12 protein-coding genes and 1 pseudogene are annotated in these 16272 nt (G+C 67.6%); 11 read left to right on the top strand and 2 right to left on the bottom strand.

Annotated elements, in window-relative coordinates:
• Window positions 1-30 precede the first annotated feature (30 nt).
• The 5 genes from egtA to egtE are packed head-to-tail and all read left to right on the top strand — an operon-like array spanning window position 31 to window position 5345.
• Window positions 31-1305, top strand: coding sequence for an ergothioneine biosynthesis glutamate--cysteine ligase EgtA (gene egtA / locus BST13_RS16310; RefSeq protein WP_083165069.1), 1275 nt, complete (start codon window positions 31-33; stop codon window positions 1303-1305).
• The gene (gene egtB / locus BST13_RS16305; RefSeq protein WP_083165068.1) at window positions 1302-2579 is read left to right on the top strand and encodes an ergothioneine biosynthesis protein EgtB; all 1278 of its coding nucleotides are present in this window, start codon (window positions 1302-1304) and stop codon (window positions 2577-2579) included. The genes egtA and egtB overlap by 4 nt, the downstream gene beginning before the upstream one ends.
• Entirely contained in the window at window positions 2579-3271 is a 693-nt protein-coding gene (gene egtC / locus BST13_RS16300; protein ID WP_083165067.1) for an ergothioneine biosynthesis protein EgtC, read from the top strand. Before egtB ends, egtC begins: the two co-directional genes overlap by 1 nt.
• Window positions 3268-4233, top strand: a complete 966-nt coding sequence (gene egtD / locus BST13_RS16295) for an L-histidine N(alpha)-methyltransferase (RefSeq protein ID WP_083165066.1) — start codon at window positions 3268-3270, stop codon at window positions 4231-4233. Before egtC ends, egtD begins: the two co-directional genes overlap by 4 nt.
• On the top strand, window positions 4230-5345 hold the full coding sequence (gene egtE / locus BST13_RS16290; RefSeq protein ID WP_083165065.1) for an ergothioneine biosynthesis PLP-dependent enzyme EgtE: 1116 nt from the start codon (window positions 4230-4232) through the stop codon (window positions 5343-5345). The genes egtD and egtE overlap by 4 nt, the downstream gene beginning before the upstream one ends.
• A gap of 565 nt (window positions 5346-5910) precedes the next feature.
• On the opposite strand, the gene BST13_RS16285 is transcribed toward egtE, so the two are convergent.
• Window positions 5911-7527 (bottom strand): GMC oxidoreductase, encoded by a 1617-nt coding sequence (locus BST13_RS16285; protein WP_083165064.1) that lies wholly within the window; start codon window positions 7525-7527, stop codon window positions 5911-5913.
• Window positions 7524-8724: pseudogene (locus tag BST13_RS16280) on the bottom strand (alkane 1-monooxygenase). The gene BST13_RS16285 and the pseudogene BST13_RS16280 overlap by 4 nt, the downstream one beginning before the upstream one ends.
• A 427-nt stretch (window positions 8725-9151) precedes the next feature.
• Between BST13_RS16280 and mdo the strand changes: the two are divergent.
• The 6 genes from mdo (at window position 9152) to BST13_RS16250 (ending at window position 16204) form a co-directional block, all read left to right on the top strand.
• Window positions 9152-10423, top strand: a complete 1272-nt coding sequence (mdo, locus tag BST13_RS16275) for an NDMA-dependent methanol dehydrogenase (protein WP_062831316.1) — start codon at window positions 9152-9154, stop codon at window positions 10421-10423.
• Entirely contained in the window at window positions 10410-11387 is a 978-nt protein-coding gene (locus tag BST13_RS16270) for an AAA family ATPase (protein WP_245839659.1), read from the top strand. Before mdo ends, BST13_RS16270 begins: the two co-directional genes overlap by 14 nt.
• 56 nt (window positions 11388-11443) lie before the next feature.
• Window positions 11444-12898, top strand: a complete 1455-nt coding sequence (gene madC / locus BST13_RS16265; RefSeq protein WP_083165158.1) for a MadC family VWA domain-containing protein — start codon at window positions 11444-11446, stop codon at window positions 12896-12898.
• 141 nt (window positions 12899-13039) lie between these two features.
• Window positions 13040-14224 (top strand): iron-containing alcohol dehydrogenase, encoded by a 1185-nt coding sequence (locus tag BST13_RS16260; RefSeq protein WP_083165062.1) that lies wholly within the window; start codon window positions 13040-13042, stop codon window positions 14222-14224.
• Window positions 14221-15558: a MadS family sensor histidine kinase gene (locus BST13_RS16255; protein WP_083165061.1), complete on the top strand. Its 1338-nt coding sequence runs from the start codon at window positions 14221-14223 to the stop codon at window positions 15556-15558. The genes BST13_RS16260 and BST13_RS16255 overlap by 4 nt, the downstream gene beginning before the upstream one ends.
• Entirely contained in the window at window positions 15548-16204 is a 657-nt protein-coding gene (locus BST13_RS16250) for a MadR family response regulator transcription factor (RefSeq protein ID WP_064943212.1), read from the top strand. Before BST13_RS16255 ends, BST13_RS16250 begins: the two co-directional genes overlap by 11 nt.
• Window positions 16205-16272: the final 68 nt, after the last annotated feature.

Raw genomic sequence — 16272 nt, 5'->3', positions numbered from 1 at the left:
ACCGGTAGAGGACCGGGAGGGGTTGTTGCCATGGCAGTACCCATCAGGGCTGATCCCGGCCCCCAACCGCTCATCGAATTCAGCAGCGCCGAGCAGGCCGCTGCTCACATCGATGCGCACTGCCTGCACGACGGTGCAGTCGGCAAGGTTGGGCTCGAGATCGAGGCCCACTGTTACGACCTGAGCGATCCGATGCGCCGTCCCGACTGGGACGAGTTGACCGCCGCCATCGCGACGGTGCCCGACCTGCCCGGAGGCAGCCGGATCACCGTCGAACCCGGCGGCGCGGTCGAATTGTCGGGGCCACCGGGCGACGGTCCGCTTGCCGCCATCACCGGGCTGATCGCCGATCGGGCGACACTGCGCGCGGCCTTCGCACGCCGCGGGCTCGGGCTGGTGCTGCTCGGCACCGACCCGGTGCGCCGGCCCCAGCGGGTCAATCCCGGTGCGCGTTATCAGGCCATGGAGCGCTTCTTCGCCGCGAGCGGTACCGGCGCGGCGGGCGCGGCGATGATGACCTCGACCGCGTCCGTGCAGGTCAACCTCGACGCCGGTCCTCGTGCCGGCTGGGCTGACCGGGTGCGGCTGGCGCATGCGCTCGGGCCGACGATGATCGCCGTTACCGCGAATTCGCCGCTGCTGGGCGGGGAATTCACCGGCTGGCGGTCCACCCGGCAGTGGGTGTGGGGTGAGCTCGACTCGGCGCGCTGCGGGCCCATCCTCGGTGCTGACGGCACCGATCCGGCCGACGAATGGGCGCGGTATGCGTTGCGGGCACCGGTCATGCTGGTGAACACCTCCGACGATGCGGTGCCCGTGGTCAACTGGGTGCCGTTCGCGGACTGGGCCGATGGCCGCGCCGTGCTGGGCGGGCGGCGCCCCACCTCCGCCGATCTGGACTATCACCTGACGACGCTGTTTCCGCCGGTGCGGCCGCGGCGGTGGCTGGAGATCAGATACCTGGACAGCCTCCCCGATGGTCTGTGGCCGGCCGCGGTGTTCATGCTCACCACGCTGCTCGACGATCCGGAGGCCGCCGCGATCGCCGCGGAGGCGACCGCCCCGGTGGCCACGGCATGGGATCGAGCGGCCCGGCTGGGGATGGCCGACCGCAGGCTTCATGCGGCTGCAGTCACGTGCGTGCGGGCCGCGGCAGAACGCGCTCCGGCCGAACTCGCGGAATCGATGAGGCACCTGATGCGTTCGGTCGAACAGGGACGCTCGCCGGCCGACGATTTCGCCGACCGTGCCGTGCGCTACGGGATCGCCTCGGCGGTGAGCCAACTGGCGAAAGGTGAGTCTTGATCACACCCGAGACACTGGCACAGGAGCTGACGCGAGCCCGAGAGCGCACGCTGCGGTTGGTCGACTTCGACGATGCAGAACTGCACCGCCAGTACGACCCGCTGATGAGCCCGCTCGTCTGGGACCTGGCGCACATCGGGCAGCAGGAGGAGCTGTGGCTGCTGCGCGACGGCAACCCGGATCGGCCCGGGATGCTGGCGCCCGCGGTGGAACAGCTCTACGACGCGTTCGAGCATTCCCGTGCCAGCCGCGTCGAGCTGCCGCTGCTACCGCCCACCGATGCCCGCGCGTACTGCGCCACGGTGCGCGCCAAGGCATTCGACGCGCTCGATGCGTTGCCCGACGACGCGTCGGCCTTCAATTTCGGTCTGGTGATCAGCCACGAGAATCAGCACGACGAAACCATGCTGCAAGCACTCAACCTGCGCGTGGGCCCGCCGCTGCTGGAGGCCGGCAGCGTATTGCCTGCCGGCCGGCCCGGGGTGGCGGGTACCTCGGTGCTGATCCCGGGCGGGCCGTTCACGCTCGGGGTCGACGAGCTCACCGAGCCGCACTCACTGGACAACGAGCGTCCCGCGCACGTGGTGGACGTACCGCCGTTCCGGATCGGCCGGGTCCCGGTCACCAATGCCGAGTGGCGCGAGTTCATCGACGACGGCGGCTACCAGCAGCCACGTTGGTGGTCCGAGCGGGGCTGGGCGCATCGCAGCCAGGCCGGTCTCGTCGCGCCTCAGTTCTGGAACGCCGACGGCACCCGCACCCGGTTCGGCCATATCGAGGCGATCCCCGGCGACGAACCCGTGCAGCACGTGACGTTCTTCGAGGCCCAGGCGTACGCGGCGTGGGCCGGTGCCAGGCTGCCCACCGAGATCGAGTGGGAGAAGGCCTGTGCGTGGGATCCGGCGACCGGTTCGCGACGCCGATTCCCTTGGGGTGCTTCAGAACCCACCTCGTCGCTGGTCAATCTGGGCGGTGACGCGCTGCGCCCGGCGCCGGTCGGGGCGTATCCCGCAGGAGCCTCGGCCTACGGCGTCGAGCAGCTTCTCGGTGATGTGTGGGAGTGGACCAGTTCCCCGCTGCGGCCGTGGCCCGGCTTCACACCGATGATCTACGAGCGGTACACCCAGCCGTTCTTCGACGGCGACTATCGGGTGTTGCGCGGCGGATCGTGGGCGGTGGCCGCGGGCATTCTGCGGCCCAGCTTCCGCAACTGGGACCACCCGATCCGCAGGCAGATCTTCTCCGGCGTCCGGCTTGCCTGGGACGCCGCCTGATGTGTCGGCACCTGGGTTGGCTCGGCGCGCCCCGGTCGCTGGCCGCGCTCATGCTCGATCCGCCGCAGGGGCTGCTCGTGCAGTCCTACGCACCCAGGCGGCAGAAGCACGGCTTGTTCAACGCCGACGGTTGGGGTGCAGGCTTTTTCGACGACGGGGTGGCTCGGCGCTGGCGCAGTGACAAACCACTGTGGGGTGAGGCGTCGTTCGCGTCGGTGGCGCCGGCACTGCGCAGCGGATGCGTCGTCGCGGCGGTCCGCTCAGCTACCGTCGGTATGCCCATCGAACCGTCTGCCTGCGCCCCGTTCAGCGACGGGCAGTGGCTGCTGTCGCACAACGGCGTGGTGGACCGGGCGATGCTGCCGGTGCCGGCGGACGCCGAATCCACGGTCGACAGCGCAGTACTCGCGGCGCTGATCTTCACCCGCGGGTTGGACGTGCTGGGGGAGACGGTCGCCGAGGTGGGCGAGCGTGACCCCAACGCCCGGCTGAACATCTTGGCCGCCAACGGTTCTCGGATGCTTGCCACCACGTGGGGCGACACCCTGTCGATGCTGATGCTGCCTGACGGGGTGGTGCTGGCCAGTGAACCGTACGACGACGATCCGCAATGGCACGACGTCCCGGACCGCCACCTGGTCTGTGTACAGGACTCTCACGTCGAGCTGACACCTCTGAAAGGACCGGCATGACGCTCTCGCTGTCGAACTACCTGGCCGCCGACTCCGCCGCGGACGCCTTGCGTCGCGATGTCCGCGCCGGGCTCACCCAGACGCCGAAAACCCTGCCGCCCAAGTGGTTCTACGATGCCGTTGGCAGTGATCTGTTCGACCAGATCACCCGGCTGCCCGAGTACTATCCGACCCGCACCGAGGCGCAGATCCTGCGCGAGCGCTCCGCCGAGATTGCCTCGGCGGCCGGTGCGGACACCCTGGTGGAGCTGGGCAGCGGCACCTCGGAGAAGACCCGGATGCTGCTCGACGCGATGCGCGACACCGGTTTGCTCGCCAGGTTCGTCCCGTTCGATGTCGACGCCGGGGTGCTGCGATCCGCAGGCGAGGCCATCGGCCGTGAGTATCCGGGCGTCGAGATCGACGCAGTGTGTGGGGATTTCGAGGAACACCTCGGCAAGATTCCGCAGGTGGGCCGGCGGCTGGTGGTCTTCCTGGGGTCGACCATCGGCAATCTGACGCCTGGCCCGCGCGCCGAGTTCCTGGCCACGCTGGCTGATACCCTGCAACCGGGGGACAGCGTGCTGCTGGGCACCGATCTGGTGAAGGACACCGCACGGCTGATCCGTGCCTATGACGACAGTGCCGGGGTCACCGCCGAATTCAACCGCAACGTGCTGGCCGTGGTGAACCGCGAATTGGGCGCCGACTTCGACCTCGCGGCCTTCGAACATGTGGCCCGGTGGAACGCGGGCGAGGAGCGCATCGAGATGTGGCTGCGGGCCCGCAGTGCGCAGCGGGTTCGGGTGGCGGCGCTGGACCTCGACGTGGCGTTCGCCGCGGGCGAGGAGATGCTGACCGAGGTGTCGTGCAAGTTCCGGCAGCAGGGTGTCACGGCCGAGCTCGGGAAAGCCGGTCTGCGACAAACTCATTGGTGGACCGACCCGGCCGGTGACTTCGGCCTGTCCCTCGCGGGCAAATGAGCCTCGCGCAGCAGTGGCGCGACGCTCGCCCGAAGGTGGCCGGGCTGCATCTCGACAGCGGCGCCTGTTCGCGGCAGAGCTTCGCGGCGATCGACGCCGCAGCCACGCATGCCCGTCATGAGGCCGAGGTCGGTGGATACGTCGCGCTCGATGCCGCGGCCCCGGCGCTCGACGCGGGCCGGGCGGCGGTTGCGGCGTTGACGGGGCTTCCTGCGGCCAATGTCATCTACACGTCGGGGTCGGGTAACGCTCTGGATCTGCTGCTGAGCAGCTGGCCTGGGAAGCGCACGGTGGCCTGCCTGGTGGGGGAGTACGGTCCGAACCTTGCGGTGATGGCGGCCAACGGTTTTCAGGTGCGGGCATTGCCCGTCGACGGCGTCGGCCGGTTGGATGTCGACGCGGCGGCCCGTCAACTAGCTGCCGACCCACCCGCGATTGCCCACCTGACCGCGCTGGCCAGCCACCGCGGGGTGGCCCAGCCGTTGGCCGAATTCGCCGCGGTGTGCCGGACGGCGGGCATCCCGTTGGTGGTGGACGCCGCGCAGGCGCTCGGCCACCTCGACTGCAATGTCGGTGTCACAGCACTGTATTCGTCCTCGCGCAAGTGGTTGTCCGGTCCGCGCGGGGTTGGGGTGCTCGCGCTGTCCGACGAGCTGGCCCAGCTACTGCAGCCTCGGGTGCCGCCGCCGTCCTGGGGCTTGGGGCTCCCGGCCGTGCAGACACTCGACGGAGTTGAGTCGAATGCCGCTGCGCGGATGGGGTTTTCGGTCGCGATCGGCGAGCATCTGGCAGCAGGCCCGCAGCAGATGCGCGCCCGGCTGGCCGAGGTGGGTGGCCTGTCGCGGCAGGTCCTCGCCGACACACCCGGATGGCGTGTCGTGGAATCGGTCGATGAGCCCACGGCAATCACCACGCTCGAGCCTGTCGACGGTGCCGACCCGGCAACGGTGCGGGCGCGGCTGATCGCCGAACACGGCATCGTCACCACGGCATGCGAATTGGTGCGGGCGCCCTTCGAGATGACCAAACCGGTGCTGCGGATCTCCCCGCATGTCGATGCCGGTGTCGACGAGCTCGAACAGTTCGCGCAGGCGTTGCGGGCAGTGGTGTAGTCCGGCGGTCGCTGCTCGGGCGCTTTGGCGTGCAGTCACGTCTTTCACACCAGTCCCCGCGCGCACGTCTTTCACGCCAGTCCTTGCGCGCACGTCTTTCACACCAGTCTCTGCCCGCACGTCTTTCACACCAGTCCCTGCGCGAGAACCATGCGACGTGTTGCCCGCCTGTTTGCGACAAAGTCGCGGAAACTGCCTCAGTAGCAACCTGTTTCACTGCAGTACCACGCGGCGAACCTCACCAGGCTCGGCAGCAACGGCAGCCACATCAGCATCGAAAATCGGCGTGCCCGGCTATTGGCGACAGTGTCGCTCGCAGCGCGGGCACACAACCATTGGGGCAGAACCGATCTCATGTTGCCAGATTGGCCCACGGGGTCGGCCGGTCTGAGGCAGCTGATGCCTGCGAGGCCTATGCGGCGATTTGCGCGACTTTGTCGCAAACAGCCGGGCGCTGCCACCATGCTCGCCGGACGGGGACTGGTGTGACTGATGTGAACGCTGCCTGGAGTGGACAAGCCCACCCGCTGCCTGGAGTGGACAAGCCCACCCCCGTGCACGGTGGCTAGTCGCGGCCCTGCAGCACTGCCTCGATGTTGCGTTCTGCCAATGCCGTGATCGACATGAACGGGTTGCATCCGAGGTAGCCGGGTATCAGTGACGCATCGTTGACATAGAGTCCGTCGTAACCTTTGACGCGTCCGAACGCATCCGTGACGTCGCCGCGCACGCAACCACCCAACGGATGGACAGTGTTGGGGGCGAAGACTTCCCCGGAGAAGATGTCATCGCGGTACTCCACCCCGTTGGCCCGCGTCAGCTTGTCGAAGACCGACCGGCTCCGCTCGGTGAGGTGATCGGTGTAGGCGGCAGGCCAGTCGATGGCGATCGAATCCGACGCCCGATCATAGGTGATGGCGGCGCGATCGCCGGTCTTGACCATGACGTAGTAGCCCAGCATGAATGTCTCCACCGGCAGCGGAAGCGAAAACATGGTGGCGTACACAGGGTTTTCGGGATCGTCCCGACCGTCGAGGTTGATCAGCCCGAGTAGTGACTGCTGGGTCCCCGCGGGATCATTGTTCTTGAGCCAGTGCGCCACCATCACGTCACCGTTGTTGCCGCATCCGGATCCCACGGCGTCGTTCAGGTCGGGCAGCGCCCCGGTTTCCCGGGCGCGCAACAGAATTTGATTGGTGCCCAACACGCCGGCGCTCAAAAACAGGCGTTCGCAACCGATCTCAGAACGACCCGTCTCGTTGCCCCACCGGTCGATCGATCTGGTGGACACCACGTACTCGCGGCCCTCTCGGCGTACGGCGGTCACTTCCGTCAGCGGACGTAACGTGACCTGGCCGGTGGCCAGGGCGGATGCGATATAGGTCTGATCGACGCTGCCCGTGCGCCCGTGGTTGTTGCCGAACTGCTGCTCGAACGCCAACGCCGACCGTTCCACTTTTCCGGCCTCTTCGTCCAACATGTAGTCGAACGAGTAGGCGCTGCCGTTGTAGTCGACGGGATATCCTGCGGCAGCGGCATATTCGCGGCCTACCCGGGCGAATTGAAACCATGGTGTCCGCTCGAACCAGTCCATGTCGCGGTAGCTGATCCGCAGCGTGCGCTTGGCGCGCTCGATGTATGTACCGAGGAACTCGTCGACCGCGATGTCGGGGAAGCACTCGTCGATCTGCCGTGCCGTGGGCACCGCAGCCACGGCGGCGTTGATCAGCGAGCCGCCGCCGACGCCGATCCCGCGAAACACCTGGTGGGCGCCGTGGGACGTCTTGTCGCAGATGCCGGCTTGAACGGGCTGCGGCGACGGCGAATTGCGCGCGACGGCATCGATCGAGAACCCCTGGAACGAAGTGACCAGGCTCGGGGGAACCGAACTGAACCAGCCGGCCCGAGTGTCGGCGGGCAACATCTTGGTGAACCTTGTGCCGTCGGCGTCAGGGGTGTCCCACAGCCGGCCTTTCTCCAGCAAGAGGGTCTCGATGCCGGCCTCTGCCAGGCGAAGTGCCGAGACCCCGCCGCCATAGCCGCTTCCGATCACGATCGCGGGGTAGTGTGCGCGGGCCTCGGATTCCTCGGCACTTGGGTGCACCCACCAGCCAGCGCTGAAGGCACCCAGTGCGGCGGCAGTGCCGGTCCCCAGGAACCGCCTGCGCGACATGACGGTCATGCGGCGCGCGCCTGGTGTCTGCGGATGAGGTGCTCGCGCTGCCGCGGGTCGAGCGCAGCCGCCTCGATGCGACCCGAATAGTGCTCGATCACCCGGGGATCCATGACTTTGCGCCACAGCGGCGGGACCAGCGCCAGCACCAACATGGTGCCGTACCCGCTGGGCAGCTGAGGCGCCTCGTCGATACTGCGCAGGGTTTGGTAGCGCCGTTGGGGATTGGCGTGATGGTCGGAGTGGCGCTGGAGATGGTAGAGGAACACGTTCGCCACCAGGGTGTTGCTGTTCCAACTGTGCCGGGCGGAGACCCGTTCGTACCGGCCGGAGGGCAGCCGTTCGCGGCGTAGCCCGTAGTGCTCGAGATAGTTGACCGCTTCGAGCAGGCAGATGCCGACGATCGCCTCCGAGGAGCATCGGAAGGACCACCGGCCCGAACCACAGGGCAAGGCCGCAGAACAGCGCGAGACTCATCAGCCACGCGTTGAGCACATTGTTTCTCGATGTCCACGGTGTCTTTCCGCGGCGGGTGAATCGGCGTGCCTCCAGCGCCCACGCGGATCGGAGCCCACCGGTCACCGAGCGCGGGATGAAGCGGTAGATGCTTTGGCCCAGTAGTGAACTGGCGGGATCGTCCGGTGTCGCCACGCGTACGTGGTGGCCGCGATTGTGTTCGACGAAGAAGTGCCCGTAGCACGTTTGGGCGAGGGCGATCTTGCTCAGCCGCCGTTCGAGGCGGGCGTTCCTGTGGCCCAACTCGTGTGCGGCATTGATCCCGATACCGCCCACGATCCCGACGGTCACCAGTAGGCCGGCACGGTCGACCGATGACAGCACAACCCAGCCGCCACCGCTCCACAGCCAGCACGCGAAGATCAGCGACAGATACTGGTTGGGCAGGTAGAGACAGGTCGCCCAGCGATACCACGGATCGTTGTCGAGGTCGATGTAGACGTCTTCAGGGGCGGCGCTGCGGTCGGTTCCGACGACGTGGTCGAGCAGTGGGATCACGACGAACGCGAGAAGCGTTCCGAGCCACCAGAATCCGCCGAACCCCGTTGCTTTCACGGCCAGCCAGGAAAGCACCACCAGACCCGGAACCGTGGCGGCGAGGAGCCACAAATAGCGTTTGGGGTCATTCCAGCTGCGCTGTATATCAGCGTTGCCCGTGGGGTAACTGCTCGTTACGAAGCCGGCTGTCATGACCGCCCTGATCTTGAATTGGCAAGTATTCGGCAGACTGTAGCAACGCTAGGCAGAGTTCGATAGACCTTGTGCGCGGGGCCACATATCATTTGCTGATACCGCTGGTATCGATGAAAAGTGGCAGTAACCGCCAAATAAGAGATGTTGTACTAATCGCTGCAAAACTGAGCGCTGTGCTGAATTCGTACGTGTTGCGCGATTGTGGCAAATGTGCATATGTGCACTTATGGAACGCGCTGAGTCCTGAAACAAGGGTTGGCCACCGTGCGGACGCCGTGGCGGCCCGGCCTGCTGTGCAGGGGAGTGTGCCGCACTGCCCGATCGGAGAGTTCTGGCGTTCCGGTCGGCCGGTAGTACCTCCGAATCGTTGTGACGCGCGCCACCAAGGTTCACGGTGGTGTCACACGACAGAAGGAGTCTTCCGATGGCCATTGAGCTGAACCAGATTTGGGACTTTCCGATCAAGGAGTTCCACCCGTTCCCGCGGGCCCTGCTCGGGGTGGGCGCGCACGACATCATCGGCGTCGAAGCCAAGAACCTCGGCTTCAAGCGCACCCTGCTGATGACGACGGGCCTGCGCGGCTCGGGCATCATCGAGGAGCTCACCGGCAAGATCGAGTACCAGGGCGTCGAGGTGGTGCTCTACGACAAGGTCGAGTCCAACCCCAAGGACTACAACGTCATGGAAGCCGCGGCGCTGTACCAGCAGGAGAAGTGCGACAGCATCATCTCCATCGGCGGCGGCTCCAGCCATGACGCGGCCAAGGGCGCACGCGTCGTCATCGCGCACGACGGCCGCAACATCAACGAGTTCGAGGGTTTCGCCAAATCCACCAACAAGCAGAATCCGCCGCACATCGCCGTATCCACCACGGCGGGAACAGGTTCGGAGACCTCCTGGGCCTACGTCATCACCGACACGTCCGACATGGAGCACCCGCACAAGTGGGTGGGTTTCGACGAGGCGACCATCGTCACGCTGGCCATCGACGACCCGCTGCTGTACTACACCTGCCCGCAGCACTTCACCGCATACTGTGGCTTCGACGTGCTCGCGCACGGCAGTGAGCCCTACGTCTCGCGCCTGGACTTCGCGCCGTCGCTCGGAAATGCCTTGTACTCAGTCGAACTCGTAGCCAAGAACCTGCGCGAGGCCGTGTTCGAGCCCCGCAACCTCAAGGCTCGCGAAGGCATGATGAACGCGCAGTACATCGCCGGGCAGGCGTTCAACTCCGGTGGGCTCGGCATCGTGCACTCGATCAGCCACGCGGTCAGTGCGTTCTTCGACAGCCACCACGGGCTCAACAACGCGATCGCGTTGCCGCGGGTGTGGGAATACAACCTGCCCGCCCGCTACGAGCGCTACGCGCAGCTGGCCACCGCCATGGGCGTCGACACCCGCAACATGACCACGGTGCAGGCCGCCGACGCCGCGGTCGAGGCCGCGATCCGGCTGTCGCAGGACGTGGGCATCCCGGACAACTTCTCGCAGGTCCGTACCGACTCGTACGAGAAGAACCGGATGAACACCGGCAAGTACGCCGGCCGCGGCGATGTCATCAAGGGCGACGACAAGTCCGTGCTGGCGATCTCCGAACACATCCAGGGCGACTGGTGCACGCCGGGCAACCCGCGCGAGGTGACGGTGGAATCGATGATCCCGGTGGTCGGTCATGCGATTAATGGCACTTACTGAGTCCGAGGTCGACGGATTCGCCGGCCCCGCAGCGCTTTCCGAAGCGCTGCGGGAGCAGGACTACATCGCCGATGACGACCTGGCCACGGTGGTGCACCTGGCGACCGCGCTGGACCGGCCCCTGTTGTTGGAGGGGCCGGCCGGCGTCGGGAAGACTGAACTGGCCAAGGCTCTGGCCGCAGCCGGCGGCCGACGGCTGATCCGGCTGCAGTGCTACGAGGGTCTCGACGACAACCGCGTACTCTACGAATGGGATTACGCCAAACAGCTTTTGCACGTGCAGATGATGCGCGACCAGACGAGCGACGTCGACGAGATCGCCACCGACATCTACTCCGAGGACTTCCTGTCGGTGCGGCCGCTGCTGGAATCGGTGCTCTCCGAACAACCCGTGGTGCTCTTGATCGACGAGGTCGACCGCACCGAAGAAGCGATGGAGGCGCTACTGCTGGAGGTGCTGGCCGAACGCCAGGTCACCATCCCGGAGATCGGCACCTTCGCGGCCCGCACCGTGCCGTGGGTGGTATTGACGTCCAACGACACTCGTGAGCTGTCGGCTGCGCTCAAGCGTCGCTGCCTGCACTACCACCTGGATTTCCCCACCCCGCAACGGGAACGGGAAATCGTCGAGGTGCGGGCGCCACGCGTCGAGCCCGCGGTGGTGGCCGACGTGGTCGAACTCGCGCGCACGTTGCGTGAGCTGCCACTGCGCAAGGCGCCGTCGATCTCCGAGGTGATCGACGCCGCACGCGCCGCGGCGATCCTCGGCGACACGACATCGGATACGGCGCAATCGATTCTGCTCTCGACGCTGGTGAAGTTCACCAGCGACCGCGACATCGCGCTGCGCCACCTCGGTGACGCACCGGCCCCGGTGCACGCCGAACCGCAACGGGCCACCGTGGCGTCGCGTCCGGCCAACACGACCACCTCGGTTTTCCGGGGGAGGGGCGGTCGGGCGTGACACGGGAGGGGCGGCAGGGCGTGACGGCGTCACATCTGCTCGACATCGTCGCCGCGATGTTCGGCGCCCTGCTGCGCCGCGCAGGGGTGGCGACGTCACCGGCCGAGGTCATCGAGGTACGCCGGGTGCTGGGTCTGCTCGGAGCCCGGGATCTCGCCGCATTGCGTGCGGCGCTGCGGGCGACGTGCGCCAAATACGGCCGGGAACAACGAGGATTCGACCGCGCCTTCGACGCGTTGTTCGGCGCAACGGAATTCGCCCGTCAGGACCCGGGCCCGAGCCGTGCCCACACCGGCTCGGGCCTGCCCGACCGACTCGACGTCGGCGAGGACCAGGAGATCGGGCGTTACGCCGAATACAACGAACGCGCCGCGGAGGTCGGCGACCACTTCGACACCCCGGAGGCCGACAAGGGCTTCAACCCGCACAAGGACGACGACGACTACAGCGTGACGGCGGCCGACAATCAGCTGACGGTGTCGGCCGAGAGCGACACCGGCAGGCGCGGGGTCCGCTACACCGTGGAGGTGGACCGCGCCACCGCCAGCATGGCCGGTGACCTCGCGGACTCGGTGGCGCCCGTGGTGGCCGGTGCGCTGAGTTGGGATGACCCCGAGTCGATCCTGGCCTGGCTGGACGCCTACGACCCGAGCCGCACCTACGGCGACGACGCGGGCGAGCAGCCGCTGACCGCCGAGCAGCTGGGCCAGCTGAGTGCGGCGGTCGAGGGCTTCGTCGCTGCCCTGGCGGACCGCTGCGGGCTGACCGCTGAAGCCGAAACCCCGGATACCGCAACGGATGCCGGGCTGGCCACCGATGTCGACCTGGCGTGCCACGAGGTGTTGCGCCGGATGCGTGGTGCGCCGCGGCCGCGTCCCCGCGAGCGCGGCCATGGCCGGCTCGACATGCGCCGCACCACGCGGGCTGCTCTGCGCACCGACGGTGTGCCGTTCCATCTGGTGACGCGTACCCCGCTGCCCGACCGGATTCGACTGCTCGTGATCGCCGACGTGTCGCTGTCGGTGCGGCCGGTCACGGCGTTCACCTTGCGGCTGGCCCAGGCCATGCACCGGCGCGCGCATCGGTGCCGGGTGATGGCGTTCGTCGACCGCCCGGTCGATGTCACGGACATCCTGTTGCGCACCGGGGGCGACGACGCACTGGCAGCGGTGCTTGCCGAAGCGCAACTGGATCTCGATGCCAGCAGCGACTACGGGCAGGTGTTCGACGGCATGCTGCGCGGGCAGGCCGATTCGCTCGATCGCCGCACCGCCGTGCTGATCGTCGGCGACGGGCGCAGCGGAGGACTGGCCGCCGGTGTCGAGCAGCTGCGTGCCCTGCGCCGCCGTGTACATCGATTGGCCTGGGTCACGCCGGAGCCGCGCCGCTACTGGCACCAGGCGACGTGCGCGATGCCGCAGTACGCGCAGGTCTGCGACCGCGTGGTGGTGGCCAGCGACGCCGCCGCCCTGAACGCGCACGCCGGGGAGCTCGCGCACGCCCTGTCCTGACTGCCTACCTGCCCGATCGGCCAGGTAGGCAGCTGCCCACCTGCACATTGGCGGCGGTCGAGATGGGCCGTAGGGTGGCAGTGTTACGTGGATCACATGACTTGGGAGTGCGACGTGATAGCGCAGGCGGAGATCACGCCCATGGCGGTGCCGACGGCCACGCCCGACGCGATGCCCACCCGGCTGCTGAAGTTCCATGCGCCCGAGATCGTGTTCGGCATCGATTCGATGGCCGAGGCCGCCCATGCCGCTGTGCGACTCGGCGGGCTGCGGCCGCTGCTGGTCACCGACCCGGGGCTGATCGAGGCCGGTTGGGTGCGTGAACTCGTCGGGCATCTACGCGCCCAGTGCGTCGAGGCGCAGGTGTGGAGCGCGCTGACGCCCAATCCCAAGGACCACGAGATCACCGCAGGCCACGAGTTCTACCGCGAACACGGGTGCGACGTGCTCATCGCTCTCGGTGGCGGCTCGGTGATCGACGCCGCCAAGGGCATCGCGATCCTCTCCGCCAACGGCGGCGACATCCTCGACTACGCCGGCGTGGACAAGGCCACCATGCCGATCCCGCCGCTCGTGGTGTTGCCCTCGACCTCGGGCACCGGCGCGGACGTTTCCCAGTTCTGCATCGTCACCGACACCACCCGCAACACCAAGATCACCATCCTGGGCCGGGCCCTGGTCCCCGACATCACCGTCATCGATCCGCGGCTGCTCACCACTATGCCGGAATGGCTCAATGCCGCAACGGGTTTGGATGCGCTCACACATGGCATCGAGGCGTTCGTCTCGCTGGGCCACAATCAGCTGACCGACCATCACGCGCTGCGGTCGGTCGTCATGGTGACCGAGAATCTGGTGTCCACCATCGAACGTCCGCACGAGATGCCCGCGCGGGTGCTGATGGCGCAGGCGGCACTCGAGGCCGGGTTGGCCTTCACCAACGCCATACTCGGTGCCGCCCATGCCATGAGCCATCAGGTGGGTGGGCTGCTGGACCTGCCGCACGGCGTCATCAACGGGGTGCTGCTGCCGCATGTCGTGCGGTTCAACGCCGAGGCCGACCCGGCGCCGTTCGCCACCATCGCCGCCTGCCTCGGTATCGCCGACAAGCGGGCCCCGGCACGGGAATCCGCACTGGCCCTTGCTGATCGGTTGCAGGAGCTGGCCCGGCAGGTGGGCGTGCCGCGCGGCCTGGGCGAACTGGGCGTGCGGGACGAGGACGTGCCGGTGCTGGCGCACAACGCGATGGCCGATGCTTGCATCACCACCAACCCGCGTCCCGCCGACGAAGCGGCGCTGCGGGCGCTGTTCCGGGCGGCGCTGTGAGAGCGCCCGATCTGGAACGTCTCACCGGGATACGCTCGGGTAAGTCCACGTTCTATTCCGAGTTCCGGGTGGCCGCGCAACGCACCGAGCGGGTGATCGCTGCGCTCGACACGATCTCACATGCTTTGGTGCAGACCGTGAATGGTCCCGAGAAGCTGGTCCGCGCGGTGGCCGAAGCCGCCCGCACGCACCTCGGTGCCGAATGGGTGCTGCTGGCGCTGGCCGACGGCGCGCTGCCCGGGGCGCGGCCGCGGCACCTGATCCTCGATGCCGACGGCAACGCCTATTCGTTCGAAGGGCTCTCCGGCGCAAAGCATCCGGTGCCGCACCTGCCCGACGCGGTGCTCAACCGGCTCAACGACATCCTGCGTGGCCAGTTGGCCCAGTTCCGGTTGCCGGTCATCGAACCTCACCACGCGCACGTGCCGCTCGAGCTGGACGGCGGTGTGATCGGCGCGTTCGCGGCCTGGACGCCGAAGGGCCGCATGCTCGACGGCACCGACGAGACCGTCATGCGGATCCTGTCCAGCCAGACCGCCGTCGCCCTGCACAATTGCGAACTGTTCCAGCGCTCGCAGGCGCTGCTGGCCCAGTCCGAAGCCCGCAACGCCGAACTGCTGGCGACCCAGCGGGAACTCGGTGCGGCGCAACGACATCAGGTGCTCGACTCCGAACGCCACCGCATCGCGCGCGAACTGCACGACAGCGTCGCGCAGACCGTGCTCTCGGCAGGCATGCAGATCGAGGTGTGCCGCAGCGAAATTCAGGCGATGTCAGGGGCGGCCGATCTCGTCGAGCGATTGGACACCGCCAAGACCCTCACCCGCTCGGCCACCGAACAGTTGCGGTCGGCGATCTACGCACTCAACCAGCCCGGCGACGCGGGTCGGTCGACGCTGCCGGAGATGCTCGAGCAGTTGGCGACCGTGCACATGCCCGAAGACCTGCGGGTGACGCTCAAGGTCGAGGGCGCCGCCACTGAATTGCCCAGTGCCGCAGAGCATGCGCTGCTGCGGGTCGCGGGCGAAGCCTTGTTCAACACCGCCATGCACGGGCAGGCGACGCGGGCCATCGTGCGGCTGCGGTACCGGCCCGCCACCGTCACGCTGTCGATCTCCGACGACGGCACCGGTGACCCGGACAAGATGCGGCTGATGTTGCGGCTGGCCGACGGCACCGACGTCGACGGCCGCCATCGCGGGCTGGCCAACATGCAGGCCCGGTGCCGCGAGCGGGGTGGCTCGTTCGTCGTGCAACGGTCCCGCCTCGGCGGCGTACGGGTGGTTGCCACCATCCCAAGGGACGGATCGGAAGGAGACCGCGATGACGGTTGACACCAAGATCAGAGCGATCCGGCTGGCGCTCGTCGACGATCACGCGATCCTGCGGCAGGGTCTGCGCTCGGTGCTGGAGCGCGAGCACGACCTCGTGGTGGTCGGGGAGGCCGCCTCTGAGCCGGAAGCCGAGGCGATGGTTGCTGCCATGCGGCCCGACGTGGTGCTGCTGGACCTCAAGCTCTCCGCCGGGTCCGATTTCGAGGGTTTGTCGTTGTGCGCCAAGCTGTCCGCAGCGCACCCCGAGGTCGGGCTGCTGGTGCTGACGACGTTCCTCGACGACGACCTGGTGGTTCGTGCGGTGCATGCCGGGGCTCGCGGCTATGTGGTCAAGGACGTCGACACCACCGAGCTGGTGCGTGCGATCCGGGCCATCTCCGCGGGCGAGAGCGCCTTCGACTCGCGCAGTGCCGCCGCCGTCGTCCGCACGCTCAGTGGCAGAAGCGAACCACGCGAACAGCTCACCGATCGAGAGCTCGAAGTGCTGCGACTGCTGGCAGCGGGCCTGTCCAACGTCAAGATCGGTGAGCGCCTGTATATTTCGGCCACCACGGCCAAGTTCCACGTCAGCAACATCATGCGCAAGCTGCAGGTCAGCCGTCGCGCCGAAGCCGTGTACGCCGCCAGCAAGCGTGGGTTGATCTGATTCCCTGGCACCGTGACTTCCTCTGCACCGCGAGCGTGCGTGTCTGCTGGTCAACACGCCGCGGTGTG

This window comes from Mycobacterium aquaticum, assembly GCF_002086485.1.
Lineage (GTDB): Bacteria > Actinomycetota > Actinomycetes > Mycobacteriales > Mycobacteriaceae > Mycobacterium > Mycobacterium aquaticum.
This window is presented reverse-complemented; position numbering and strand designations above follow the sequence as displayed.